The organism is Streptomyces sp. NPDC050164, assembly GCF_044459945.1.
Lineage (GTDB): Bacteria > Actinomycetota > Actinomycetes > Streptomycetales > Streptomycetaceae > Streptomyces > Streptomyces coeruleorubidus_A.
Window position 1 is genome coordinate 143,487 of sequence record NZ_JBITJK010000005.1, and the last position, 23,713, is coordinate 167,199.

20 protein-coding genes and 3 pseudogenes are annotated in these 23,713 nt (G+C 71.0%); 8 read left to right on the forward strand and 15 right to left on the reverse strand.

The genetic code is table 11. From position 1 onward, the window contains the following. Positions 1-4: 4 nt before the first annotated feature. From pcaH to ACIBNA_RS10530, 4 genes are all read right to left on the reverse strand, one after another. Complete coding sequence (pcaH, locus tag ACIBNA_RS10515; protein ID WP_399164826.1) at positions 5-778, reverse strand: protocatechuate 3,4-dioxygenase subunit beta; 774 nt, start codon at positions 776-778, stop codon at positions 5-7. A 93-nt stretch (positions 779-871) separates the two neighbouring features. Beyond that, entirely contained in the window at positions 872-2,074 is a 1,203-nt protein-coding gene (locus tag ACIBNA_RS10520) for a thiolase family protein (protein ID WP_399164827.1), read from the reverse strand. Then, on the reverse strand, positions 2,071-2,715 hold the full coding sequence (locus ACIBNA_RS10525) for a CoA transferase subunit B (RefSeq protein WP_399164828.1): 645 nt from the start codon (positions 2,713-2,715) through the stop codon (positions 2,071-2,073). The genes ACIBNA_RS10520 and ACIBNA_RS10525 overlap by 4 nt, the downstream gene beginning before the upstream one ends. Continuing rightward, positions 2,715-3,470 carry a CoA transferase subunit A gene (locus tag ACIBNA_RS10530; RefSeq protein WP_399164829.1) on the reverse strand — a complete coding sequence of 252 codons (756 nt, stop codon included), beginning with the start codon at positions 3,468-3,470 and terminating at the stop codon, positions 2,715-2,717. The genes ACIBNA_RS10525 and ACIBNA_RS10530 overlap by 1 nt, the downstream gene beginning before the upstream one ends. Positions 3,471-3,678: 208 nt before the next feature. On the opposite strand from ACIBNA_RS10530, the gene ACIBNA_RS10535 reads away from it, so the two are divergent. Then, the gene (locus ACIBNA_RS10535; RefSeq protein ID WP_274821073.1) at positions 3,679-4,143 is read left to right on the forward strand and encodes a MarR family winged helix-turn-helix transcriptional regulator; all 465 of its coding nucleotides are present in this window, start codon (positions 3,679-3,681) and stop codon (positions 4,141-4,143) included. A gap of 17 nt (positions 4,144-4,160) precedes the next feature. Here the strand turns inward: ACIBNA_RS10535 and ACIBNA_RS10540 are convergent, their stop codons facing one another. Continuing rightward, positions 4,161-5,165 carry a DUF3048 domain-containing protein gene (locus ACIBNA_RS10540; RefSeq protein WP_399164830.1) on the reverse strand — a complete coding sequence of 335 codons (1,005 nt, stop codon included), beginning with the start codon at positions 5,163-5,165 and terminating at the stop codon, positions 4,161-4,163. 182 nt (positions 5,166-5,347) lie between these two features. On the opposite strand from ACIBNA_RS10540, the gene ACIBNA_RS10545 reads away from it, so the two are divergent. Then, positions 5,348-6,538 carry a zinc-dependent alcohol dehydrogenase gene (locus tag ACIBNA_RS10545; RefSeq protein ID WP_399164831.1) on the forward strand — a complete coding sequence of 397 codons (1,191 nt, stop codon included), beginning with the start codon at positions 5,348-5,350 and terminating at the stop codon, positions 6,536-6,538. A 12-nt stretch (positions 6,539-6,550) separates the two neighbouring features. Here the strand turns inward: ACIBNA_RS10545 and ACIBNA_RS10550 are convergent, their stop codons facing one another. After that, complete coding sequence (locus ACIBNA_RS10550; protein ID WP_399164832.1) at positions 6,551-7,615, reverse strand: ATP-dependent DNA ligase; 1,065 nt, start codon at positions 7,613-7,615, stop codon at positions 6,551-6,553. Positions 7,616-7,689: 74 nt separating this feature from the next. On the opposite strand from ACIBNA_RS10550, the gene ligD reads away from it, so the two are divergent. Then, on the forward strand, positions 7,690-8,721 hold the full coding sequence (gene ligD / locus ACIBNA_RS10555) for a non-homologous end-joining DNA ligase (protein ID WP_399164833.1): 1,032 nt from the start codon (positions 7,690-7,692) through the stop codon (positions 8,719-8,721). Here the strand turns inward: ligD and ACIBNA_RS10560 are convergent. Further along, positions 8,708-10,570: pseudogene (locus tag ACIBNA_RS10560) on the reverse strand (OmpL47-type beta-barrel domain-containing protein); the annotation flags it as partial. The gene ligD and the pseudogene ACIBNA_RS10560 sit on opposite strands and share 14 nt — an antisense overlap. A gap of 190 nt (positions 10,571-10,760) precedes the next feature. Here ACIBNA_RS10560 and ACIBNA_RS10565 point away from each other — a divergent pair. Next, positions 10,761-11,798 (forward strand): LacI family DNA-binding transcriptional regulator, encoded by a 1,038-nt coding sequence (locus ACIBNA_RS10565; protein WP_399164834.1) that lies wholly within the window; start codon positions 10,761-10,763, stop codon positions 11,796-11,798. Between the two features lie 17 nt (positions 11,799-11,815). On the opposite strand, the gene ACIBNA_RS10570 is transcribed toward ACIBNA_RS10565, so the two are convergent. Next, positions 11,816-12,601 (reverse strand): VOC family protein, encoded by a 786-nt coding sequence (locus tag ACIBNA_RS10570; protein WP_399164835.1) that lies wholly within the window; start codon positions 12,599-12,601, stop codon positions 11,816-11,818. Positions 12,602-12,835: 234 nt separating this feature from the next. Here ACIBNA_RS10570 and ACIBNA_RS10575 point away from each other — a divergent pair, with 234 nt between their 5' ends. After that, on the forward strand, positions 12,836-13,081 hold the full coding sequence (locus ACIBNA_RS10575) for a WhiB family transcriptional regulator (protein WP_274821082.1): 246 nt from the start codon (positions 12,836-12,838) through the stop codon (positions 13,079-13,081). 91 nt (positions 13,082-13,172) lie between these two features. Here the strand turns inward: ACIBNA_RS10575 and ACIBNA_RS10580 are convergent. After that, positions 13,173-13,289: pseudogene (locus tag ACIBNA_RS10580) on the reverse strand (NPP1 family protein); the annotation flags it as partial. 308 nt (positions 13,290-13,597) lie between these two features. Between ACIBNA_RS10580 and ACIBNA_RS10585 the strand changes: the two are divergent. Both ACIBNA_RS10585 and ACIBNA_RS10590 read left to right on the forward strand, forming a co-directional pair. Further along, positions 13,598-14,422, forward strand: coding sequence for a recombinase family protein (locus ACIBNA_RS10585; RefSeq protein ID WP_399164836.1), 825 nt, complete (start codon positions 13,598-13,600; stop codon positions 14,420-14,422). Positions 14,423-14,477: 55 nt separating this feature from the next. Further along, positions 14,478-15,476, forward strand: coding sequence for an aminoglycoside phosphotransferase family protein (locus tag ACIBNA_RS10590; RefSeq protein WP_399164837.1), 999 nt, complete (start codon positions 14,478-14,480; stop codon positions 15,474-15,476). A 31-nt stretch (positions 15,477-15,507) separates the two neighbouring features. Here ACIBNA_RS10590 and ACIBNA_RS10595 read toward each other — a convergent pair whose 3' ends face one another. The 6 genes from ACIBNA_RS10595 to ACIBNA_RS10620 all read right to left on the reverse strand — a co-directional run bounded on the left by ACIBNA_RS10595 (position 15,508) and on the right by ACIBNA_RS10620 (position 22,456). Next, the gene (locus tag ACIBNA_RS10595; RefSeq protein WP_399164838.1) at positions 15,508-15,807 is read right to left on the reverse strand and encodes a hypothetical protein; all 300 of its coding nucleotides are present in this window, start codon (positions 15,805-15,807) and stop codon (positions 15,508-15,510) included. A gap of 70 nt (positions 15,808-15,877) precedes the next feature. Beyond that, positions 15,878-16,405, reverse strand: coding sequence for a DUF4158 domain-containing protein (locus ACIBNA_RS10600; RefSeq protein WP_399164839.1), 528 nt, complete (start codon positions 16,403-16,405; stop codon positions 15,878-15,880). A 147-nt stretch (positions 16,406-16,552) separates the two neighbouring features. Beyond that, entirely contained in the window at positions 16,553-16,678 is a 126-nt protein-coding gene (locus ACIBNA_RS10605) for a hypothetical protein (RefSeq protein ID WP_399164840.1), read from the reverse strand. 348 nt (positions 16,679-17,026) lie between these two features. Continuing rightward, on the reverse strand, positions 17,027-18,004 hold the full coding sequence (locus ACIBNA_RS10610) for an acyl-ACP desaturase (protein ID WP_399164841.1): 978 nt from the start codon (positions 18,002-18,004) through the stop codon (positions 17,027-17,029). 191 nt (positions 18,005-18,195) lie between these two features. Further along, positions 18,196-18,972, reverse strand: coding sequence for a dimethylargininase (gene ddaH / locus ACIBNA_RS10615; RefSeq protein ID WP_399164842.1), 777 nt, complete (start codon positions 18,970-18,972; stop codon positions 18,196-18,198). Between the two features lie 1,099 nt (positions 18,973-20,071). Continuing rightward, entirely contained in the window at positions 20,072-22,456 is a 2,385-nt protein-coding gene (locus ACIBNA_RS10620; protein ID WP_399164843.1) for an Orn/Lys/Arg decarboxylase N-terminal domain-containing protein, read from the reverse strand. Positions 22,457-23,232: 776 nt separating this feature from the next. Here ACIBNA_RS10620 and ACIBNA_RS10625 point away from each other — a divergent pair. Further along, positions 23,233-23,517 (forward strand): annotated as a pseudogene (locus ACIBNA_RS10625) (ABC transporter substrate-binding protein); the annotation flags it as partial. Between the last annotated feature and the right edge of the window lie 196 nt (positions 23,518-23,713).

Below are 23,713 nucleotides of genomic sequence, written 5' to 3' on the forward strand. Positions count from 1 at the left end.
CAGGTCAGCGCCCTTCTTCGATCCAGGTGGCGTTCGGGCCGTCCAGCACGATGTCCCAGTGGTAGCCCATCGAGAACTCCGGCACCGACAGGCCGTGGTCGTACGTCGCGATCAGCCGCTGCCGGGCCGCGTCGTCGGTCACCGACTGGATGATCGGGTCGTAGGGGAACAGCGGATCGCTCGGGAAGTACATCTGCGTCACGAGCCGCTGGGTGAACGCCGTGCCGAAGACCGAGAAGTGGATGTGCGCGGGCCGCCAGGCGTTGAGGTGCTGGCGCCACGGGTACGGGCCCGGCTGGATGGTGGTGAAGTGGTAGCGGCCCTCGGCGTCGGTGAGCGTGCGGCCCACGCCGGTGAAGTTGGGGTCCAGCGGGGCGTCGTGCTGCTCGCGCTGGTGGGCGTAGCGGCCCGCCGAGTTGGCCTGCCAGATCTCCACGAGCTGGCCGCGCACCGGGCGGCCGTCGCGGTCCAGCAGCCGCCCGGAGACGGTGATGCGTTCACCGATCGGCTCGCCGTCGTGCTGCCGGGTGAGGTCGTTGTCGATCTCGGTGATGTCCCGCTCCCCGAAGGCCGGGGAGGCCAGCTCCACCAGCTCCGGGTCCTTGCTGACGTCGATCGTGACCGGCGGCTGCTTGGGATGGCGGAGCACCGAGGAGCGGTACGGGGCGTAGTCGCGACGCGGCTGGTGCTCGACGGGCCCGCCGTCGGCGAGCCGCTTCTCGTACGCGGCGCGCTCGGCCGCGATCTCCTGGTCGATGTCGTGCTGGGTGAGAGTCATGGGGTCCCCTGAAAGGTTCTTCCGGATCGCGCACCAAAGGGGCGCGGGGAACTGCGCGACCAGCCACAGACGGCCTGGAGTCGCGCGGCTCGCCTAGCGTTCCAGTACGAGGGCGAGTCCTTGGCCCACCCCGATACACAGCGTGGCGACACCGACACCGCCGCCACGCCGGGCCAGCTGATGGGCAACCGTGCCGGCGAGCCGAGCCCCGGACGCACCCAGCGGATGCCCGAGAGCGATCGCACCACCCTGCGGATTGAGGATCGCGGGATCGAACTCGGGCCACTCGGCCACACAGCCCAGTACCTGGGCCGCGAAGGCCTCGTTCAGCTCCAACACGGACAGGTCGCCAAATCCCCTGCCCGCCTTGGCCAACGCCCGGTTGACAGCCTCGACCGGGGCGAGCCCGAAGTAGTGCGGGTCGCTCGCCGACACACCCGTCGCACGGATCCGGGCCAGCGGCTCGCGCCCCGTGGCCTTCAGTCCCTCCTCGTCGACGAGCAGCAGCGCCGCCGCACCGTCGTTCAGCGGCGACGCGTTGCCCGCCGTCACCGTGCCGCCCTCCTGACGGAACGACGGCTTCAGCTTGGCCATCGCCGCCCGGGAGGCATCCGCACGGACGCTCTCGTCGGCGGCGAAGAGCACCGGGTCACCCTTGCGCTGGGGAATCGTCACGGGGGCCAACTCGCCCTCGAACAGGCCCTGTCGCTGTGCCGCCGCAGCTTTTTCGTGACTGCGCAGCGCGAACTCGTCCTGCTGCTCCCGGCCGATCTTGTGCTTGTCGGCGATGAGTTCCGCGCTCTCGCCCAGCGGGATCGTCCACTGCGGCTCCATGCGCGGGTTGACCATGCGCCAGCCGAGGGTCGTGGAGTACAGCTCGGTGTGCCCGGCCGGGAAGGGCTTGTCGCTCTTCGGCAGGACGTACGGCGCCCGGGTCATCGACTCGACCCCGCCGGCCAGCGCGATCGAGGCGTCGCCGAGCGCGATGGCACGGGCCGCCTGGATCACGGCCTCCAGTCCGGACGCGCACAGCCGGTTGACGGTCACACCCGGCACGGAGGTGGGCAGGCCCGCGAGCAGGGCGGCCATCCGGCCGACGTTGCGGTTCTCCTCACCGGCGCCGTTGGCGTTGCCGAAGTACACGTCCTCGATTCGCCCCGGGTCCAACTGCGGGGTACGGGTCAGGAGCTCGCGGATGGCGTGCGCGGCCAGGTCGTCCGGGCGCACGCCGGCCAGTGCGCCGTTGTAGCGGCCGATCGGCGTGCGGACCGCGTCGACGATGTAGACGTCCTTCACTTCACGCCCTCCGGCACGGTCAGTTCGGCGTCGGTCCTGGCGACGATCTCGGCGGCGGTCACGCCCGGCGCGGTCTCGACCAGGACGAGCCCGTCGTCGGTGACGTCGAGGACGCCGAGGTCGGTGATGATCCGGTTCACGCACCCCTTGCCGGTCAGCGGCAGGGCGCACTCGGTGAGGATCTTCGGGGAGCCGTCCTTGGCGGTGTGCGTCATGACGACGACGACCGTGCGGGCGCCGTGCACCAGGTCCATCGCCCCGCCGATCCCGGTGATCAGCTTGCCGGGGATCGCCCAGTTGGCCAGGTCGCCCCGCTCGGACACCTGCATGGCGCCGAGCACGGCCACGTCGATGTGCCCGCCCCGGATCATCGAGAACGACAGCGCCGAGTCGAAGAAGGACGCGCCCGGCAGGACCGTCACCGTCTCCTTCCCGGCGTTGATCAGGTCCGGATCGACCTGGTCCTCGTTGGGGTAGGGGCCGGTGCCCAGGATGCCGTTCTCCGATTCGAGGACGACCTCCACGCCCTCGGGCAGGTAGTTCGGGATGAGCGTGGGCAGGCCGATGCCGAGATTGACGTACTGGCCGTCCCTCAGCTCCCGCGCCGCCCGGGCGGCCATCTCCTCGCGACTCCAGGCCATCAGGACCTCACCGTCCGCTGCTCGATCTTCTTGTCCGCCGCCTGCTCAGGGGTGAGCGCGAGCACCCGCTGCACGAAGATCCCCGGCAGATGCACCGCGTCCGGGTCGATCTCGCCGGGCTCCACCAGCTCCTCCACCTCGGCGATCGTGACCCGCCCGGCCATCGCGGCCAGCGGGTTGAAGTTCCGGGCGGACTTGCTGAACAGCAGGTTGCCGTGCCGGTCGCCCTTCGCGGCTCGGACCAGGGCGAAGTCGGTGCGGATGCCCCGCTCCAGCACGTACTCCGTGCCGTCGAACTCCCGGACCTCCTTCGCCGGCGAGGCCACCGCGACACCCCCGGAGCCGTCGTAGCGCCACGGCAGTCCGCCCTCGGCGACCTGCGTGCCCACCCCCGCCGGGGTGTAGAAGGCGGGGATCCCGGCGCCGCCGGCCCGCAGCCGCTCGGCCAGCGTGCCCTGCGGGATCAGCTCGACCTCCAGCTCACCGGCCAGGTACTGCCTGGCGAACTCCTTGTTGGCGCCGATGTAGGAGCCCGTCACCCGGGCGATCCGGCCGGCGGCCAGCAGGACCGCCAGGCCCGACTCCATCGCCCCGCAGTTGTTGGAGACCACCGACAGCCCGGCCACCCCGCGCTCGTACAGCGCCCCGATGAGCACGTTCGGCACACCGCTCAGCCCGAAACCGCCCACCGCGAGCGACGCGCCGTCCGGTACGTCGGCCACCGCCTCCAGGGCTGTGGCGACCACCTTGTCCATCCGAGAAGCCCCATCTCTTCCGAGCGTCCCGACCCAGATTTAGTCAGGGCACTGAGTATTTCCGCGAAGCTTTTCTCACGCTGCCACCGGGACGGCAGGGCGTCAAGACCTCGGTGTTTCCGTCTCTGATCCCTTGCGCGGACGGCAGACAGTCCTGGAGTAGCCGAGTATTGTTCAGTGCACCGACGAAAACGAGCTAGGGGTGCACATGGCGGCGGCGGACCTCACCACCCACCCCGGGCACCTGGCCCGGCGGCTCCAGCAGGCGCACTACCTGCTGTGGAACACGATGGTCTCCGAGGAGATCACCTCGCCCCAGTACGCGGTCCTCAACACGCTCGTCGCCGAGCCCGGCCTGGACCAGCGCACGGTGGGAGAGCGGGTGGGGCTGGACCGGTCGACCATCGCCGAGGTGATCAGCCGGCTCAGCCGGCGCGGACTCCTCGACAAGGTCCGCGACCCGGAGGACGGCCGCCGTTTCCTGCTGCGTCTGACGGAGGAGGGCGTGCGCACCCACCGCAAGCTGACCGTGCGCACCGCCCGGATGAACCAGGTGTTCCTCGCCCCGCTGACCGCCGAGGAGCGGACGGTGTTCTTCGACCTCATCCGGCGGGTCGCGGACGCGGCCGAGGGTCTGCGCAACCCGGGGGAGTCCCTGGTGGCGCCCCGCTGACGGACGCGGCCCGCGGGTCAGGACGCCTTGGCGTACACCACCCACACCTGGCCCTTCGCGAAGTTCACCGGGCTGCCGTCGCCGGTGGTGAACGCCGTGCCGTCCGCGGCGTCCGCACGCTTCCAGTTCACGTCGTAGGCCCGCCCGTCACGCAGCACCTTGGCCTTCCCGGAGCCCACCGTCTCGGTGTACGGCGTGTTGTTGCCGAGGAAGTCGCGGAAGACGGACGCGCGCACCTTCACGTACTGCACGACGACCGTCGCGGCCGCCATCTGCTTCCCGTCGGCCGTCGTGGCGGGCGCGCCGTCCATGCCGACCAGCCAGCGGTCCCGCGAGTCCGACCAGGTGAAGGTGAAACGGGCCGCCGGGTAGCGCACCGTCTGCGAGGTCGTCGCCGTGCCGCCGGCCGGGGCGGAGCCGTAGCGGAAGCCGGTGGTCAGGGCGTCCTGTCCGGGTGCTTCGGGCAGGAGCCGCTCGGGCCGCAGATAGAGGTTGTGCGGGGCGGGTTTGCCGGAGCCGCGGAAGAAGGCGTCGGAGGCGCTGCCCGGCGTCTCCGGCCGCAGCGGTGCCCTGTCGATCAGCGGCAGGAGCTTCTTCTGCGCGCCGGAGAAGGCGAGGATGGGCCGGTCGAACTGGCGCAGCAGCTCCAGATCCGACTCGCGTGCGCTGCGCACCGGGCCGACCGTCTTCGGCAACTGCGTCGCGTACACCGCGATCAGCCGGCTCAGCCCGCCCTCGACCTGCTCCGCGTACACCACGTCCGCGGCGTCGACGCCCGTGTGCGGCCGGGCCGCGGCGGCGTTGTCGAGCTTGACGGCGAGCACGGAGGCGCCGGTCGCCGAGGTCGATGTCCCCTGCTCCACCTCCCTGGGGGACCCCCGTCCGTCGTCGCCGGGACCGCCCCCGCCGGTGCAGCCTGCCGTCAGGGCGGCCGTCACCGTGGCGGCCAGCAGCGCCGCTGTCGTCGCGGCGCGCCGTCCGCGCGCCCCTCGTTCCCTGCCCACCGTCGCCACCGGCCTCATGTCATCGATTTGTCTCGATTGTGCACTTGTATGTCCACCGATGGCCATACTCGATCGATTGTGATGGAACGTCTTCGCTTCGTCCGCCGATCGGCTCAAGGTCAAGGTTCAGCGCGGGACGCCCGGGTACCCGGGCCTCGCCGGCCGACCGACGCGCACGCTGACGGAGGGAGCGCGAGGCGATGAGGGCAGTGACCTGGCAGGGCAAGCGGGACGTCCGGGTGGAGAACGTGCCCGATCCGGAGATCCAGGAACCGACGGACGCGGTCATCCGCATCACCTCCAGCGGGCTGTGCGGCTCCGACCTGCACCTGTACGAGGTGCTCACGCCGTTCATGACCCCCGGGGACATCCTCGGCCACGAACCCATCGGCATCGTCGAGGAGGTCGGCGCCGGCGTCCCGGACCTCCAGGCCGGAGACCGGGTCGTGGTGCCCTTCCAGATCGCCTGCGGCAACTGCTGGATGTGCCTCACCGGCCTGCCCACCCAGTGCGAGACCACCCAGGTGCACGGCGAGGGCATGGGCGCCGCCTTGTTCGGCTACACCCGCCTGTACGGCGCGGTACCGGGCGCCCAGGCCGAGTACCTGCGCGTCCCGCAGGCGCAGTACGGCCCGATCAAGGTGCCACAAGGCCCGCCCGACGACCGTTTCGTCTACCTCTCCGACGTCCTGCCCACCGCCTGGCAGGCGGTCGCCTACGCCGAGGTTCCGCAGGGCGGCAGCATCGCCGTGCTCGGCCTCGGACCCATCGGCGACATGGCCTGCCGCGTCGCCCAGGTACGGGGCGCCGGGCGGGTGTTCGGCGTGGACCTGGTCACGGAGCGGCTGCGCCGGGCGCGCTCGCGCGGTGTGGAGACGTACGACCTCAGGTCCTTCGACAACGAGAAGGAACTCGTCGCGGCCATCCGCGACGAGACCGACGGCCGCGGACCCGACGCCGTGATCGACGCGGTCGGCACCGAGGCCCACGGCAGCGCGGCGGCGCGCATGATGCAGAACGCCTCGGCGATGCTGCCCCGCAAACTGAGCGGCCCGCTCGCCGACCGCTTCAGCGTCGACCGCCTCGCCGCCCTCTACACCGCCATCGACCTGGTGCGCCGCGGCGGCACCATCTCGCTGTCCGGTGTCTACGGCGGCACGGCCGACCCGATGCCGCTGCTCACCCTCTTCGACAAGCAGATCCAGATCCGGATGGGCCAGGCCAACGTCCGCCGCTGGAGCGACGACATCATCCCGTACCTCACCGACGAGGACCCGCTCGGCGTCGAGGACTTCGCCACCCACCGGGTGCCGCTGTCGGATGCCCCGCACGCCTACGAGATGTTCCAGCGCAAGCAGGACGGCGCGGTCAAGGTGCTGATGCAGCCCTGAGCCCCTGAGCCCTCAGGCCCCGAAGATCTCCGCCAGGTCGTAGCGGACCGGCTCCTGAAGCTGCGCGTACGTGCAGCTCTCCGGAGTCCGGTCCGGGCGCCAGCGGCGGAAACGGGCGGTGTGCCGGAAACGCTGCCCGTTCTCCATGTGGTCGTACGCCACCTCGGCCACCCGCTCCGGCCTCAGCGGCACCCACGACAGGTCCTTGCGGCCCGACCAGCGGCTCGGCGCCCCGGGCAGCCGGGCCTTCTCGTGCGCCGCCTCGTCGGACCAGGCCGCCCACGGATGCCCCTCGACGTCGTCCATGCGCAGCGGCTCCAGCTCCTCCACCAGCTCGGCGCGCCGCTTCATCGGGAACGCGGCGGACACGCCCACGTGCTGGAGAGTGCCCCGGTCGTCGTACAGACCGAGCAGCAGCGAGCCCACCACGGGGCCGCTCTTGTGCAGGCGGTACCCGGCGACGACCACGTCCGCCGTCCGCTCGTGCTTGATCTTGAACATGGCGCGCTCGTCCGGGCGGTAGCGCACGGTCAGCGGCTTGGCGATGACCCCGTCCAGGCCCGCCCCCTCGTACTGCTCGAACCAGCTGCGCGCCACCTCGATGTCGGTGGTCGCCGGAGCCAGGTGCACCGGCGCCGTCACGCCCGACAGCTCCCTGGTCAGCTGTTCCCGCCGGTCGGTCAGCGGGACGTCCATCAGCGACTCGTCCCCCAGCGCCAGCAGATCGAAGGCGACGAACGAGGCCGGTGTCCGCTCGGCCAGCATCCGCACCCGCGAGTCCGCCGGGTGGATCCGCTCCGTCAGCGCGTCGAAGTCCAGCCGCCCCTCCCGGGCGATCACGATCTCCCCGTCCACCACCGAGCGCTTAGGCAACCGCTCCCGCACGGCCGTCACCAGCTCGGGAAAATACCTTGTCAAAGGCTTACCGGTACGGCTGCCGAGCTCGACCTCGTCCCCGTCGCGGAAGACGATCGCCCGGAACCCGTCCCACTTCGCCTCGTACTGCATGCCCGCCGGGATCGCCGCCACGGACTTGGCGAGCATCGGCAGCACAGGGGGCATCACCGGCAGATCCATGGTCCGATTCTGCGCCTGTATTCCCTAGTACGCCCGATGTGCGAGGTATGCGGCGTGCGCCTACCGTGGCTCGCATGGGTGACGCGGTGGAACTGGAGGTCGGCGGCCGGATCGTACGGCTGTCCAGCCCGGACAAGGTCTTCTTCCCCGAGCGCGGCTTCACCAAGCTGGACCTCGCCCGCTACTACCTGGCCGTCGGCCCCGGCATCCTGCGCGCCCTGCGCGACCGGCCCACCACCCTGGAGCGCTACCCCGAGGGCGTCACCGGCGAGAACTTCTTCCAGAAGCGGGCCCCGAAGAACATGCCCGACTGGATCCCGACCGCGCACATCACCTTCCCCAGCGGCCGCAGCGCCGACGAGATGTGCCCCACCGAGGTCGGTGCCGTGGTGTGGGCCGCCCAGTTCGGCACCCTCACCTTCCACCCCTGGCCGGTACGCCGCGACGACGTCGACCGCCCGGACGAACTGCGCATCGACCTCGACCCGCAGCCCGGCACCGACTACGAGGACGCCGTCCGCGCCGCCCACGAACTGCGTGCCGTGCTCCACGAGTTCGGCGGCCTGCGCGGCTTCCCCAAGACCTCCGGCGGCCGGGGCCTGCACGTCTTCGTGCCCATCGAACCGCGCTGGACCTTCACCCAGGTCCGGCGCGCCGCCATCGCCGTCGGCCGGGAGATGGAGCGGCGGATGCCGGACCACGTGACCATCAAGTGGTGGAAGGAGGAGCGGGGCGAGCGCATCTTCCTGGACTACAACCAGACGGCCCGCGACCGCACGATCGCCTCCGCCTACTCCGTACGCCCCCGCCCGCACGCCCCCGTCTCCGCACCCCTGCGCTGGGACGAGGTGGGGGTCGCGCACCCCCGGGACTTCGACCTCGCGACCATGCCCGCGCGCTTCGCCGAACTCGGCGACGTGCACGCGGACATGGACGACCACCGCTTCTCCCTGGAGGCCCTGCTCGACCTCGCCCGCCGCGACGAACACGACCACGGGCTGGGAGACCTGCCGTACCCGCCCGAGTATCCGAAGATGCCGGGGGAACCGAGGCGGGTACAGCCGAGCAGGGCCAGGAAGACGCCCGAAGGGCCTACAGCTCCTTGATCCGGATGTCCCGGTACGAGACCAAGTCCGTCGTGCCGTGCACCTGGAGCCCGATGTAGCCGGAGGCGAACCGCCGCCCGTCCGTGCCCGGGTCGTCCGAGCGGGGCGGGGTGAACTCCTGGCCGCCGGTGTTGTCGAACTCGTTGATCAGCACGCCGTTGCGGAACACCGAGCAGTGCTGGCCCTCCACACGGATCTCGTAGTCGTTCCAGGTGCCCTTCCGCGTCCCGCCCGTGCCGGCGAGCCCCACCCGGTCGAAGCCGTAGACCGACCCCGTCTTGTACATGTCGCCGTCGGGCCGGTCGAGCACCTGCACCTCGTGCCCGTACTTGATGGCGACCCACTCAGGGCGGGACTCCTCCGGGTGGTCGTGGACCCACGGGAAGCGCACGAAGACGCCCGAGTTGGCGTTGCCGGTGCCCGGGGCGTCGTCACGCCACTGGAGCCGCAGCGAGAAGTCGCCGTACTTGCGCTGCGGGAACCACAGCATGCCAAGGCCGGGCTTCGTGGTGCCGGAGGTGATCGTCCCGTCCGGATTCAGCCCGAACGAACCGCCGCCCACCTGCTGCCACTTGCCGAAGGACTCCGCGCTGCCGTCGAAGATCGCGCGATAGCCCTCGGTCTGCCCGGGCTTGCCGATACCGGACTGGCGGGCGGCCTTGCGGATGGCGTCGTACTCGCGCTGGTCGATCACGCCCACCTTCAGCAGCGCGTCGAGGACGGACGTCACGTGCTTGAGGAACAGCGCGTGGGACGTCCACTCCTTCTCGTCCTCGATCAGCTCGCCGATGCGGCAGCGGTTGTCGGTGACCCGGTTGCGCACCCCGGAGTCGACCGTGCCGACGATCACCGTCAACCGCTCGTCGTACTCGGGCAGTCGGGCGCGGGGACCTGGTCGGAGACGACCGTGAAGGTCGCGGTGAGTGCCGCCGAGGTGTTGCCCGCCTTGTCGGTCGCCCGGTACGCCACGGTGTGCGCGCCCGCCCGGTCGACCACCACCGGAGCCGTGTACGCCAGGTACGGTCCGCCGTCCAGCGAGTACTCGATCCTCCCGACGCCCGAGCCGTGCTCGTCGGTCGCCGTGACGGTCACCCGGGCGCTGTTGACGTACGCCCCGTCGGAGTTCTTCGTGCCCTCCACGGTCACGCCCGTCACCGGCGGGGTGGTGTCCTGCGGCGGAGCCGCGACGACCGTGAACCGCACGCTCTTCTCGGCCGCCACGTTGCCCGCCTTGTCCGTGGCGCGGTAGCGGACGGTGTGCGCGCCCGCCTCGTGCACCATCACGGGCGCGGTGTACGGCTGCCAGGCGCCGGCGCCGACCGCGTACGCGATCGTGTTGACCCCGGAGCCCGTGTCGGACGCGGAGACGGTGACCGTCGCCATGTCGATGTACGCCCCGTCGGGGTCGCGCTCGCCGCTCACCGTCGCCGAGGTCTCCGGCGCGGTCGTGTCGTCCGACTGCGGCGCCACCACCGTGAACTGCACGCTCTTCTCGGTGGACACGTTCCCCGTATTGTCGAAGGCGCGGTAGCGCACCTTGTGGGCGCCGACCTGGTCGACGACGACCGGCGCCGTGTACGGCTGCCAGGCGTCCGCGTCGCCGATCGCGTGCTCGATCTTCTCGACGCCGGAACCGCCCTCGTCGGTGGCGTGGACCGCCACGCTCGCCGAACCGACGTACTCGCCCCGCGCGTTCTGCGTCCCGCTCACGTGCGCCGACGCCTCGGGCGCCGTGGTGTCCTCGCCGGCGCCCTCGGTCACCGAGGATGCCCTGCATCTGGCCGTGGCCGGGAATCGTGCAGTGGTAGAAGTACCGGCCGGGCGTGAGCGTGACCTGGGCGCCGTGCCTGGTGAAGAAGCCGGACGGGACGATTCCCGGCTACGACCCGCACGAGCACGGTCAGGAGCCGCCGGGGGGCGGTCACGAACACTGACGGGCGTGTGCGCCCGGGCGCTCCCCGGCAAGCGGGAGAGCGCTCTCACCGCTCTCCGCCACCGGGGCTATCCTGATCCGCAACCGCAGGTGAGGAGCCCCCGAAGTGACCGACACAGCGCCGCGTCCCACCCTGGAGGCCGTGGCCGCCCGGGCCGGTGTCTCGCGGGCCACCGTCTCGCGCGTGGTCAACGGCGGTGACGGGGTCAGGGACATCCTCGTCGAGCGGGTCCGCAAGGCGGTGGAGGAGCTCGGGTACGTGCCCAACCAGGCGGCCCGCAGCCTGGTGACCCGGCGGCACGACGCCATCGCGGTCGTCGTCGCCGAACCGGAGACCCGCGTGTTCGCCGACCCGTTCTTCGCGCTCCAGCTGCGCGGCATCAGCAAGGAACTCACGGCCCACGACAACCAGCTCGTGCTGCTGCTCACGGAGGGCCGGGACGACCACGCCCGGGTCGGCCGGTACCTCGCCGGCGGGCATGTCGACGGGGCCCTCGTCTTCTCCCTGCACCTCGACGACCCGCTGCCGGAGCTGATCCAGCGGGCCGGCGTCCCCACCGTCTTCGGCGGGCGGCCCGGCTGGAGCGGAGACCGGCGCGGCGTGGTGTACGTCGACAGCGACAACCGCGGGGGCGCCCGCGACGCCGTGCGCCACCTGGCCGGCCTCGGCCGCACCCGGATCGCGCACATCACCGGCCCCCTCGACCAGACGTCCGCCGTCGACCGGCTCGACGGCTACCGGGACGTCATGGTGGACGCCGACCCACGGCTGATCGCCGAGGCCGACTTCACCCCGGCCGGCGGCGAGCGGGCGATGCGCGAGCTCCTCGACCGCTGCCCGGACGTGGACGCGGTGTTCGCCGCCAACGACCTCACCGCCGCGGGGGCGCTGCGCGTGCTGCGCGAGGCCGGACGGCGTGTCCCCGACGACGTCGCCGTGATCGGCTTCGACGACATGCTGCCCGTCGCGGAACAAACCGACCCGCCTCTCACGACGGTCCGCCAGGACATCGAGGAGATGGGCCGCCTGATGGCCCGCCTGCTGCTGCGGGGGCTCGACCGCGGCACTCCGCGGGAGGGCGTGGGCGGCGCGCCCTCCAGTGTGGTCCTGCCGACGACGCTGGTGCGGCGGGCGTCCGCTTAGGGGGCGTCCGACGTGCCTCAGCCCGGCTGCGGCTCGCTGCGGATCACCGCGAAACGCGCCCCGTACGGGTCCGTGAGTTTGGCGACGCGGCCGACGTCCGGCAGGTCCGTGGCGGGCATGCGGACCGTGCCGCCCAGTTCCCGGGCCTTGGCGACGGTGGCGTCCGTGTCGGTGACCTCGAAGTACGGCAGCCAGTGCGCCTCCTCCTCGGCCGGGTCCTCGGCCAGCGGGACGATGCCGCCGAACATGGCGTCCTCGCCCTCTCCGGCCGGGGCGATGGTGGTGTAGGTGCCGCCGGGGAAGTCGACGCCGTAGGTCTCCAGGCCGAGCACGGAGTGGTAGAAGGCGGCAGCGGCCGGGACGTCCGCCGTGTACAGCTCCAGCCAGCACAGCGAGCCGGGCTCCTGGACGACGTCCAGTCCCTCGTTGCGGCCCGGCTGCCACAGACCGAAGGGCACCCCCGCCTGGTCGGCGAGGATCGCCATGCGGCCCAGGTCCTGCACGTCCATGGGCTGCATCCGCACCGAGCCGTGCGCCTGCCCGGCCGCCCGCGCCGTGGCGTCCGCTTCCGGGGCCTGGAAGTACACCGTCCAGGAGGGCGGGCCCTGCTCCGGGGTGGTCTGCATGCCGCCGGCGGCGGTCCTGCCGCCCAGCTGGAAGAAGCCGTAGCCCCCGACCTCGGGCCCGCCGGGCCGGAACTCCCAGCCGAACAGGCCGCCGTAGAAGGAGGCGGCGCCGTCGATGTCGGGGGTGCCGAGATCGATCCAGTTCGGAGCGCCGGTGACATAACGGGTGGTGAGCATGATCGCCCTCCTCGCGCAGGGGCCCGTCCGTCCGCTCTGCCGAGTCTCGCACCGCCCACTGACAACCGCCGCCGGAGCGCCGCCGGGGTGTGGTTTTCGAGGTTTCCGATGTTTCCGCGCGCCGCCGTGCGCCGGCTCGTCCGGCGGGCGACCATCGAGGCGGCCGGTGGCCTGTGAACGCGGTGTTGATCCCGCGTTGATCGAACGTTTTGCGCCGACCGCGACGCTCGGGCCATGCACATCGACACGATCACCTCGCCCGAACTCGCCTGGCAGCAGGAGGCGCTGTGCGCGCAGACCGGTGCGGACTTCTTCTTTCCCGAGCCGGGCAGCTCGGTGCGCGAGGCGAAGCGGATCTGCGGTATGTGTCCCATCCGCACGGCCTGCCTCGAGTACGCGATCGACAACGACGAGCGCTTCGGCGTCTGGGGCGGCCTGTCGGAGAAGGAGCGGCTGGAGCTGCGGCGTACGTCGCGGTAGCCGCGGGGTGCCCACCTCCCGGCGGGAGCGGGGACATCTCACGCCCGCCGGGCGCCTGGGTGGGTGAGGCCTCGCCGAGGTGTCCGGTCCGGCACCCACCGCCGAGCGAACCGGTGTTGTCGAGACCGCCGTTGAGCCGGCCGCTCGGGTCGACGGCGCCCGCGGGGAAACAGCCGTCCGCGTCGTAGCCGAACTCCGGCTGGAACATCTCCTGCTCAGGGGTGGGACCGGAATACGAGCGAAACGTGCCACACGCCAGCGGTCAGGGAGGGGGGACGTCACGGGCACGAACCGGTGTCGTCGGCGGTGGCGAGGACGTCCGCCGACTCGAAGAGACGACAACGCGGACACTGAGGTTGTTTCATAGGTGTTCACCTGTGAAACACCGTCATCCGGCGGACGTGTCCAGGGCGAACCATGTTTCATGAGTTGTTGCAAACGGCTCGACAGTTTGAAACCACTCATGAAGCAATCGGGGCTCGTGAGCGACGACTTCAAGCGCGTAGAATCGCACGATTGTCCGATGTCCACCTGCGCCGCCCCTGCGGGCTCGCCGTGCCGCACCGGCAAGGCAAGGTGGCGATCCAGTACCACACCGCCCGCTTTCGCCTCGTGCCCCAACTCGCCAAGGCCCTCAACGTGCCGACTCCTGCCGTGCGCAAGCCCGGCTCCTCCTGGGCAGAGCTGCCCCGACCGAGGCGCGCCGATGCCGAACCCGTCGGGCACGCCCGTCCGGGGTACGCCCGTGCGTCCACCGCCCGGCAGTCCCTCGACTCCCAGCTCGACTCGCTCGCCGAAGCCGGGGTTACCCGGATCTTCTCCGAGAAGATCTCCACCCGCGCCATCCAGCGCCCCGAACTGGACAAGGCCGTCGCGCTCGCCAGCGAACTGCGCGACTCCGGGGTTCGCGTCACGCTCGTCGTGCACGAGCACAAGCGGCTCGGCCGCGGCATCGAACTGGCGGCCCTGGCTGAGGAACTGAAGGCGAGCGACGTCGGCCTGGAGTTCCTCACCGGTGAACTCCAGGGCTCGCACGACCCCTCCGGCATCGTGTTCACCGTGCTGGCCGCCCTGTCCGGTATGGAACGCGAGTACATCCGCGACCGAACCCTGGAAGGCCACGAATCCGCCCGCAAGCGCGGCAAGACCATCGGCGGAGCGGGCGTCACCGACGACCACATGCTTTCCATGGCCCTCCACCTGTGCGAGCAAGAGATGACCCTGCGCGACATCGCCTCCCGGCTCGTCATCACCACCGGCAAGAAGACGGGACAGCACCCCTCGCCCGCGACCGTCATGCGCATGCTGCGCGAGCACGACGAACAGACCACCGCGCCGTAGGCGTCGTAGGTAATTGGCTGCCCTCCGCCTCCGGCGAGGCGGCAAGATCGTCCCCATGACCGCTGAACGAAAATTCGCCGATGCCGAAACCTTGACCCCGGTGATGCGGGAGGTCTTCGGCACCGACCGCCGCATCGCCGCCGTCGACCGCCTGCTCAACGGCACCAAGAAGGGCGTCTACCGTGTCACGCTGGACGACGCCACGAGCACGATCGTCTATGTCTGGAACGCCGACGAGGACTACTGGGACGGGCTGCTTCCGGACGGTCACGACGACCCGTCGAACCCGTTCGCCCACGCCTCCGGCATCGAGTTCTTCGAGGGTGCCACCCGTCGGCTGGAAGCGGTAGGAGCTCGTTCACCGCGGCTGTTGCTCGCCGACCGCAGCAGGAATCTGTACCCGGCCGACATCGCCGTCGCGGAGGACGTCCGCGGCGGAACGCTGGAGGCGCTGCTGGAACACGATCCGGACGCCGGCCGGCGAACGCTCGCGCAGCTCTCAGACATGCTTCGGCGCATGCACGCCTACCGCGCGCCGGCGTTCGGGCGGGTGGCGTGGATCGATGGCGGGGGCGCCCCGCCGGACACGACCTGCGAGCAGGCATACCTGGAGCGCACGCTGGTGAACATCGCCACCGCCGTGCCCCGCGACGCCCGCGCGGCCGAAGGCGAGGCCATGCTGGAGGAGAAGCTCCGCATCCTGCACGCCGCACTCGAACCGCGCGCAGAGCTGGGCGTGGTCCACGGCGAGCTCTGCGCGGAACACACCCTCGTCGGGCCGGACGGGGAGCCCGTCATCATCGACATCGAGGGCCTGATGTACACCGATGTCGAAGTGGACCACTGCTGGATGCGGATGCGCTTCGGCCCGCACTACGAGGCACTCCGCAACCCAGACCTCGACCCGCGGCGCGTCAAGTACTACCAGTACGTCATGCACCTGGACTTGGTCGGCGGCCCGCTTCGCATAGCCGAGGGCGACTTCCCGAACCGGAAGTGGATGCTCGACGTCGCAGACTTCCATCTACAGAAGGCGCTCGCCTACGAGGCATGAGCCGGCCGTAGGTCTTCGGCCGATCGCGGCTTCACACCGGCGCGGTGGGAAACAGCGCTCCGGGGGCCAGGTCCAACCTGGTGGCGATGACGTCCTTGGGCGGGGTGTCGACGGTGCCGCGGCCGGTCGCATCGATCGTCGCGGCGCCGGTGTCCTTCTCGGCGTCGGGCTCGTTCGCCGTGTCGGCCGGTTCGGCAGCCTCGCGCACCGCGGCCAGGACATCGCCGAACACCTCCAGCAGCCGCTCGGACTCAGCGCGGTGCTCCTCACGCAGCGCCTCCAGCCGGGCCCGGCCCTTCCTGTGGATGACCGCCATACGCTTGCAGAACATCTCGGTCACCTCATCCCGAGCGGACGTGCGCACCACGTGGATGAAGCTGGCCAGCAGCGTAAACCGCTTCTCATCGCCGATCTTGACGAAGTCCGCGACGTCGGTGGACCCGCGCCTCGCCAGCGAAGTGCGAGATCTTGCCCGGCGGGACCCCCTGCAACCATTCGCCGGTCGGCCCGAGCGCGTCCAGGTCGGCAAGATGCGCCAAGCTGGCCTTGAACTTGCCGATCGTCGCGGCCTTCGCCGGGTCCTTCAGCCGGTCGAGCCGGCTGCGCCGACTGGACGGGTCCACCACCAGCAGCTCGGCCAGCCTCGCGCGCTGCCCCGGAGTGATCCGCCCGGCGACAGTGGCGAGCACGTCCCGGTTCACCTCGGCGCGGATCTTGGCCACCATCCGGTCCAGCGTGGTGTATCCGGGCAACTCCCGACCAGATTCCAGCAACTCCTCCAACGCCACGTTGATCAGGTCGGCCGGGTTGTCCTTCGTGGCCGCTGCCGCTCGGATCGCCGTCTCGGCGATACCGCGCACATCCGCCGCGTCGTACTTCACCCCCATGCGCTCACGCACGTAGTCGCGATACCGCGCAGCTGACCGCACCGCTTCCCCCCGACCGCCACGCTGTCCGGCAGCCCCAGCGCAGTGCGTATGTGACCGGCCACCGCGTCAGGAACCTCGTCCAGGACGGGGAAATAGCGCATCCGCTGGTAGCACTTCAGCCATATCACCAGCACGAGGAAGGTCTGGTCAGCGGTCGTCTTCCCCCGCGCCCAGCCAGCCCTCATCCACCGTGGGTGTGAACGACTCGACCAGCTCCGGCGCCGTGACGGTCTCGCGGAACCTCGGGTAGGCGGTGCGGTCGATCGATGCCACCACACACCTCGAAGATCACAGGGACCAGGATGACGGAATCCTAGCGATCCCTATCAAGACGACCGCGCTGGCCTCTACCAGCGACGGAACAAGGCCGTGGCATGTTTCGCTCGTATTCCGGCCCCACCCCTCAGGGCCACCGTCGCCCATGTACGCCCATGTACGCCCATGTACGGCAGATGCTGCAACAGGGTGGCGTGGGCGCTGCACCTGCTTTCCCCGGTCCGGCGCGGAAGTGTTCCCGCGGGCGTCGTGATCCGCATCTTCGGCGTTGCCGGTCGTTCACGCGTGAGGCCCCGACCGCTCGCGGCGGTCGGGGCCTCACCGAGGTATGTGCCGGGTCGGCCGTCAGGCGCCGGCCCGGGCTGCCATGCGGGCCTTGCGCGCGGCCAGCTTCTCGTCGAACTTCGTCGCCTCGCTGTCCAGCCCGCCCATGTACAGGCCGAGTTCCTCCTGCGCCTTGCGGCCCTCGGCGCCCAGCCCGTCGATCTCCATGACCTTCAGGAAGCGCAGCACGGGCTGGAGCACGTCGTCGTGGTGGATGCGCAGGTTGTAGACCTCGCCGATCGCCATCTGCGCGGCGGCGCGCTCGAAGCCGGGGATGCCGTGGCCGGGCATCCGGAAGTTCACGACCACGTCCCGCACGGCCTGCATGGTCAGGTCGGGGGCGAGCTCGAACGCCGACTTGAGGAGGTTGCGGTAGAAGACCATGTGCAGGTTCTCGTCGGTCGCGATGCGGGCCAGCATGCGGTCGCAGACCGGGTCGCCGGACTGGTGGCCGGTGTTGCGGTGCGAGATGCGGGTGGCCAGCTCCTGGAAGGCGACGTAGGCGATCGAGTGCAGCATCGAGTGCCGGTTGTCCGACTCGAAGCCCTCGCTCATGTGCGACATGCGGAACTGTTCCAGCTTGTCCGGGTCGACCGCGCGCGAGGTGAGCAGGTAGTCCCGCATCACGATGCCGTGCCGGCCCTCCTCGGCCGTCCAGCGGTGCACCCAGGTGCCCCAGGCGCCGTCGCGGCCGAAGAGCGAGGCGATCTCGTGGTGGTAGCTGGGCAGGTTGTCCTCGGTCAGCAGGTTCACGACGAGCGCGATGCGGCCGATCTCGGTGACCTTCGACTGCTCCTTGTCCCAGGCCTCGCCGTCCTCGAAGAGGCCGGGGAAGTTGCGCCCGTCGCTCCACGGCACGTACTCGTGCGGCATCCAGTCCTTGGCGACCTCCAGATGCCGGTTGAGTTCCTTCTCGACCACTTCCTCCAGTGCGTACAGCAGCTGAGCGTCGGTCCAGGCGCCGGCGGGGCTGCCGAGGTGGGGAGTGGTGATCGTCATGGACTCTCCAGGGGGACATGCGTACGAGCGATGAGCAGTAACCTACGGCATCGTAGGCTACGTATCCGTAGGTTACGATGCCGTAGGTTAAGGGCGCTGTAAAGGCCGCTGATCGGCGGTGTCGCCCCTACGCACACCACCGCCCCCGGAGCCGCAGGTCGAGGGGCCGCACAGGTGCCGTGCCCGGCCTGTCAGGCGTACAGCCCCCGCAGCCGCACCGAGAGGCACGTCACACAGCCCTCGAGCTTCTCGAACTCGCTGATGTCCACGACGACCGGTTCGTACCCCAGGTCCGCGAACAGCTCCGCGGTCTTCGGCGCGCTCGCCGCCATCAGCAGTTTGTCACCGCCGAGCAGCACCACGTGCGAACCGGCCTCCTCCGGCACCGGCAGGAAGCGCGCGAACAGCGACGGCACGTCCATCTTCGGGATGTGCCCGATGACCGTCCCGTCCGGCAGCGCCGTGACCGCCGACTTCAGGTGCAGCACCTTGCTCACCGGCACGGCGACGACCCGCGCGCCCAGCGGCTCGAACGCGGCCCGCAGCTGCTGGACGCCGGCGGCGCTGGTGCGCCCGCCCCGGCCCACGTACACGGTGTCGCCGATCTTCAGTACGTCGCCGCCCTCCAGCGTGCCCGGCTCCCAGATCCAGTTCACCGAGCAGCCCAGACCGGCCACGGCCTCCTCGACCCCGGCGGTCTCCTCACGCCGGGACTCGGCGCCCGGGCGGGCGATCAGCGCCACGTTCTTGTACATCACGACCGTGTCCTCGACGAACACCGAGTCCGGGCAGTCGTCGGCCGGGTCCACCTCGACGGTCTCCCAGCCGTGCGTGCGCAGGGCCTTCACGTACGCCTCCCACTGCTCGAGCGCGAGGTCGGCGTCGACCCGCTCCCGCTCGATGTGTGTCACCAGCCCTTCGGCAAGACGCGGGCTGGGGCGGCGGACGAGGGCCTTCTTGCTGGGCACGAGCGTGACTCCGTATCGGATGGGACGTGTCTGGACGGCGCCGACGGAACCTCCGGGATCGGCCGGCCGGAACCCATCGGGCGTCAGCCGACCATCATGCAGGGCGATGCCGGGACACGACACCCCCGGGGGAGGGGGGAGGGAGCGGGGCGGCACCTGACCTGGCGGACAGCGGGGTGAGCGCCGGCCTCCGCCCCGGCCGCCCACCAGCCCGGCCTGCACCCGGCCCGGAGTGTCAGCGGGGTATCCGGGCGGGTGTAGATCCTGGCCGGGTCTGGTTTGGGCCCGGGCGGTTCTTGGCCGGGTGTCGCAGCGGGGGGATTCGGGCGGGTGCTGCTCCGGGGCTGGTCTGCTGTCGGCCCGGTGGCATGGGGCGGCGGCGGTTTATGGTTGGGGGTGTTCGACGCGGGCGCCGGCCCGGGTGGCATCTGGTCTGGGTAGTTCTGGGCCTGGCGTCTCAGCGGGGCTCCGGGCGAGCGCTGATCCCGGACCTGTGTGCTGTCGGCCCGCCTGGCATGCGGCCTGGGCGGTTTTTGGTCTGGCGTTTCAGTGGGGGGCATTCGACGCGGGCGTCGACCCGGGCGGTACCTCACATGGGCGGTTCTGGGCCGGGCGTCTCAGCGGGGCATCCGGGCGAGTGCCGATCCCGCCCGCCGATCCGCTGCCGACCGGAGCGGCACCTGGTCCCGTCGGCTCCCGACCGGTGTCTCAGCGGAGCATCCGGGCGGGTGCCGGTTCCAGTCGCGGTCCGCTGCCGATACGGCCGGGCTCCCGGCCCGGGCCTGCATCCGGCCGGTCTGCACCCGGCGCCGCTGGGGCGGTGGTCTGCCCTAGGCCCTGTCGTCAAATTCCCGCCTGCCCCGCGGCGTCATGCACGCACTCTCGCCGCACCGGGCACAGACCCACGTACAACCAGTACGAGGGCCTGCGCCCGGCACGGCGAGAGCACGCACCTGACGCCGCGGGGCCCGCCCTCCGGGCGGACGACGGGACCTTGCGGACATCCTCTGGGCGCGCTGGCGCAGGCCGGCAGGACCAAGTCCCGGTCAACTCTCGGGACCCGGCCGGGCGTTCGGGCCAAGCCGTCGCTGCCCCGGACTCAGCCCACCGGCTCGGCGCCCTCCGGGGCGCTTCGCTGGGCCGGTGTCGTCGTGGTGCCGGCACGCTCGGGTGTGTCGGGGCGGAGGCACTCGATCAGGTAGTCGCCGGTGTCGGGGTCGCGGACCACTCCGTGGGTCTCGCTGCCGAAGCCGGGGAAGCGGCGGTCGAAGGACTCCAGCGCGGTCAGGTACCGCAGCAGCGGGCCGTCGGCGGCGCCGGCGCTCTCGCCGGGCATGAGGACGGGGATGCCGGGCGGTGTGACGGTGACCATGGCGGCGGCGACCCGGCCGGGCGCGTCGGTCAGGCGGATCCGTTCCGTGCCGCCGCGGATCAGGCGCTGGTAGCACAGCTGGGGCGGGACGACGGGCTCCGGCAACTGCCGGAAGGCGGTGTCGAGGAGCTCGACCAGGCGGAGCTCGCGCAGATGGTCGTGCATGTCCTGGCACAGCTCGCGCAGGGTCAGCCCGGCGTAGCGCCGCGGGTGCTCGGCGACCCGCGCGGGTAGCACCCGCTCGAGGGGGGCGTCACCGTCGTAGAGGTCCTTGAAGTCCATCAGGGCGTCCAGCAGAGTGCCCCACTTGCCCTTGGTGATGCCCATGGAGAACAGCACCAGCGTGGTGTAGCTGTCGGTCTTCTCCACGACGATGCCCCGCGTCCCCAGATACGCGGTGAGCACCCGCGCGGGAATGCCCCAGTCGGACACCTCACCCTTGGCGCTGATCCCCGGGCAGGTCAGCGTGACCTTGATCGGGTCGAGCATGCAGTAGCCGTCGGTCAGGCCGGGGAAGCCGTGCCAGTCCGCGCCGGGCTCCAGGTGCCAGCAGGACGGCTCGGTCCGCAGCAGGTCCGCCGGAGCCTCGTCGAAGGGCAGGCGCGCCCCGCTCTCCGGATCGGTCACCTCGCCCGGCTGCCACACGCCGAAGAACCAGGGCGGCCGGTCCCCGGCGGCCTCGATCCGCCGCCCGATGCGCACCATCTCCTGCCGGAACCGCACCGCCTCGGTCACCGCCTCGTCGAGCAGCCAGTGCCCCTGCGGACCGTCCATCATCGCCGTGGCCACGTCGAGCGAGGCGATCATCGGGTACAGCGGCGACGTGGTGCCGTGCATCATCAGCGCCTCGTTGAACCGCTCGTGCTCCACCGGCGCCCGTGGCGCGGGCCTGACGTGCACCATGGCGCTCTGCGACAGCGCCGCCAGCAGCTTGTGCGTGGACTGGGTCGAGAAGACCGTCGGCCGGTCGGGCCCGGGGAAGCTCTCCTCGTCCACCGACATGCCGTAGCGCCCGGCGTACAGCGGGTGGAAGCGGGCGTAGGCGAACCACGCCTCGTCGAAGTGCACCCGGGGCGTACCGGCGGCGAGGGCCCGGGCCGCCGCGACCGCGTCGTAACACAGCCCGTCGTACGTGGAATTGGTGAACACCGCGTACTGCGCGCGCGATGACGCGGCGTCCCTCGCCAACGGACTCGCGGCGATCCGCGCCGCCATCGAGTCCGCCGCGATCTCGGCCGGCGGCAGCGGTCCCGCGAGGCCGTAGCCGTTGCGGGTGGGAACCAGGTACACCGGCAGGGCGCCGGAGACGACCAGGCCGTGCAGGACCGACTTGTGGCAGTTGCGGTCCACCAGGGCGATCTCGTCGCGGGTCACGCTGAAGTGGCCGACCACTCGGTTGCAGGTGGAGTCGCCGTGCAGCACGAAGTACGTGTGGTCGGAGCCGAAGACCCGCGCGGCGTTGCGCTCGGCCTCGCCGATCGGCCCGGTGTGCTCGAACAGCGAGCCGAGCTCCTCGACCGAGATCGACAGATCGCTGCGCAGCAGCCGCTCCCCGAAGTAGTCGTGGAACGCCCGGCCCACGGGCGACTTCAGGAAGGCGACACCGCCCGAGTGCGCGGGCGTGTGCCACGAGTACTCGTGCGCGTCGTCGAAGCGGCGCAGCGCCTTGAAGAACGGCGGCAGCAGGGCGTCCTGGTAGCCGCGCGCGGCGGTGGTGATCCGCCCCGCGATGAACGCCGGAGTGTCCTCCAGCGGCCACACGTAGCCCACCACCGACTGCGACACCCACAACGGCAGGTCGCGCAGTCCCTCGTCCGCCATGACCAGGAACACCGGAAGGTTCTGGAAGCGGCGCCCGATCCGCCGCAGCACCGCCGCACCGCCCGGTTCACCGCCGGCCCCCGGCCCGGGCGGAAGATCCCAGGCGACCACGGCGGCGGCGAGACCGGCCTCGGTCCTGAGCACCGCCTCGGCGTCGGCGACGCTCACCACCCACCGGACCTGTAAGCCGCGCCCCCGGATCGCCTCGGCGATCCTCGCCAGCTGCCCGGCGGCCGCGCCCCCGTCCTCCGGACCCTCCGCCACCGCCACCAGAACCGTGCTGTCGGCCATGTCTCTCCCTCCCGGTGGCCCGCGCCACCCCCACACCCCAGTCTTCGCGGGCCCGCACGTGTGATCGGTGGGCGGGAGCGCCAAACCACCCCATCGGTCCACGGCAAGGACCGCACCTTGACGTGTCAACGCCCGCACACCCGGCATCCCGTCGGAGTACCTGATCAACCGTCTTGCAGATGATTCACCTGGTCGCGGCCCATTCCGATCTTCCGAGGCGTCGTCAGGCGAAGTGATCCCGGCCGAACCGGTCGGGACCGACCCAGCGGAAGGAACCGACAGAGATGTACGGCACGCGACGTATCGCGGTAGTGGCCTCGATCGTGGGGATGCTGATGGCTGTTCCCGCCGGCATGGCCACGGCCCAGGCCGGTGACGGCGACGCGGGGGCGGGCGGTGTGCTGTCCAACCTCTCCGGCAGGAACTCCTCCGGCCACGCCAACCTCTGCGGCACCGGCAAGGTGGCGCTGTTCAAGGACCGCACCGGTGTGACGAGGACGACGGCAAGGGCGGCGGCGACCAGGCGGGCCCGAGCGGCGGTGTCCTGTCCAACCTGCTCTTCGCCCGGAACGCCTCGGGCCACAGCAACAACTGCGGCAACGAGACGGTGGCGGTGTTCAGCAAGACCGCCTGCGTGACCAAGGACCGCTCCGGCCACTGACGGCCGCACCGATTCAGTGAAGAGAGGGGCCTCGGTGCCGTCAAATTCCTTGTGTGTGGGCGTCGTAGCGCCACTGACGGGTCGACTGGCCCCTCTCGGGTCACCGTTGTCCTATGTGCTGCGCAGGCTCGCGCCCCTGCTCGCGTACGTCCGCAACGGCGGCCGCCGCCACGACGTGACCGTCGCCGTGCGCGACAGCCGCTCGGATCCTGACGCGCCCCGGCAGGCCGTACGGGACCTGGCCGACGCCGACGGGGCGAACCTCGTGCTCACCATGGCCGGGACCCGGGTGCTGCCCGCCGTCACCGACGCCTGCGAAGAGGCCCGGGTCCCCTGCGTGTCGACCACGTTCCCGTGGCAGGCGTACGTCGACGCGCGCGCTGCCGAGCCCGGGCACCGTTTCCGGTGGACGTACCACTTCGCGTGGGGACTGGACGACATCGCCGCCGTCTTCGCCGACCTGTGGGAGCGCGTCGACGACACAGGCGCCGTCGGCTGCCTGTGGAACGACGACCTGCAAGGCCGGCTGCTGCGCCACGACCGGTACGGCTTCGCCCCGGTGACGTCCGCGCGCGGGCACACCCTGGTCGACCTCG

What these genes read in the sequence shown, in the direction of transcription:
- pcaH (WP_399164826.1), bottom strand. Translation starts at nt 778, where the DNA reads ATGACTCTCACCCAGCACGACATCGACCAGGAGATCGCGGCCGAGCGC.
- ACIBNA_RS10525 (WP_399164828.1), bottom strand. Translation starts at nt 2,715, where the DNA reads ATGGCCTGGAGTCGCGAGGAGATGGCCGCCCGGGCGGCGCGGGAGCTG.
- ACIBNA_RS10530 (WP_399164829.1), bottom strand. Translation starts at nt 3,470, where the DNA reads ATGGACAAGGTGGTCGCCACAGCCCTGGAGGCGGTGGCCGACGTACCG.
- ACIBNA_RS10535 (WP_274821073.1), top strand. Translation starts at nt 3,679, where the DNA reads ATGGCGGCGGCGGACCTCACCACCCACCCCGGGCACCTGGCCCGGCGG.
- ACIBNA_RS10540 (WP_399164830.1), bottom strand. Translation starts at nt 5,165, where the DNA reads ATGAGGCCGGTGGCGACGGTGGGCAGGGAACGAGGGGCGCGCGGACGG.
- ACIBNA_RS10545 (WP_399164831.1), top strand. Translation starts at nt 5,348, where the DNA reads ATGAGGGCAGTGACCTGGCAGGGCAAGCGGGACGTCCGGGTGGAGAAC.
- ACIBNA_RS10550 (WP_399164832.1), bottom strand. Translation starts at nt 7,615, where the DNA reads ATGGATCTGCCGGTGATGCCCCCTGTGCTGCCGATGCTCGCCAAGTCC.
- ligD (WP_399164833.1), top strand. Translation starts at nt 7,690, where the DNA reads ATGGGTGACGCGGTGGAACTGGAGGTCGGCGGCCGGATCGTACGGCTG.
- ACIBNA_RS10570 (WP_399164835.1), bottom strand. Translation starts at nt 12,601, where the DNA reads ATGCTCACCACCCGTTATGTCACCGGCGCTCCGAACTGGATCGATCTC.
- ACIBNA_RS10575 (WP_274821082.1), top strand. Translation starts at nt 12,836, where the DNA reads ATGCACATCGACACGATCACCTCGCCCGAACTCGCCTGGCAGCAGGAG.
- ACIBNA_RS10590 (WP_399164837.1), top strand. Translation starts at nt 14,478, where the DNA reads ATGACCGCTGAACGAAAATTCGCCGATGCCGAAACCTTGACCCCGGTG.
- ACIBNA_RS10595 (WP_399164838.1), bottom strand. Translation starts at nt 15,807, where the DNA reads ATGTTCTGCAAGCGTATGGCGGTCATCCACAGGAAGGGCCGGGCCCGG.
- ACIBNA_RS10610 (WP_399164841.1), bottom strand. Translation starts at nt 18,004, where the DNA reads ATGACGATCACCACTCCCCACCTCGGCAGCCCCGCCGGCGCCTGGACC.
- ACIBNA_RS10620 (WP_399164843.1), bottom strand. Translation starts at nt 22,456, where the DNA reads ATGGCCGACAGCACGGTTCTGGTGGCGGTGGCGGAGGGTCCGGAGGAC.